This window comes from Halorhodospira neutriphila (assembly GCF_016584055.1).
Lineage (GTDB): Bacteria > Pseudomonadota > Gammaproteobacteria > Nitrococcales > Halorhodospiraceae > Halorhodospira > Halorhodospira neutriphila.
The window spans coordinates 1-502 of record NZ_NRSH01000287.1; the positions used below are offsets into that span (position 1 = coordinate 1).

Here is a 502-nt window from a genome sequence, read left to right on the forward strand (position 1 = left end):
GCCTCGTCGGTCTGCGGCTCGCGCATGGCTCCATCTCCTGTGGCTTGTGGGCGGAGACGGAGCGGGGGAGGGGCCGGCCGCGGCGGCCGGCCATCGGCTCCCGGAAGCTCCCTACGCCGGTATCAACCGGATCAGGTTCCAAGGGACTCTCTCAGCCCGCCGGCGGCTCCCCGGCGGCGGGCACCCCCGCTTCCGTCTGGTGCGCTTATTAGAGCATTGCGCTCCACAGTCGCGCAAAAACGGTGGCACGATACCGCGCACTGCACACTTGAGCGTAGAAGGGGTGACGGGAATGAGCACCACGGGGCAACAAGACCCCCGCGGGCTGCTGACGGGCTGGCTCGAGGAGGCGGTGGCGGCGGTGCAGGCGCCGCGCTGCCTGCCGGGCTCCCTCCCCCGGCCGCCGCGGGGCCGGACGGTTGTCGTCGGGGCCGGCAAGGCGGCGGCCGCCATGGCCGCCGCCGTCGAGCGGCTCTGGGGCGGGCCGCTCGACGGCGGCGGC

At 74.3% G+C, this 502-nt stretch carries 1 protein-coding gene and 1 riboswitch; the gene reads left to right on the plus strand.

The features are described 5' to 3' along the window. Positions 1-91 precede the first annotated feature (91 nt). Positions 92-198, minus strand: a riboswitch (TPP riboswitch). 94 nt (positions 199-292) lie between these two features. Next, positions 293-502, plus strand: a 210-nt coding sequence (locus CKO13_RS12500; RefSeq protein ID WP_200261488.1) for a DUF4147 domain-containing protein, incomplete at its 3' end; no start/stop codon positions are given.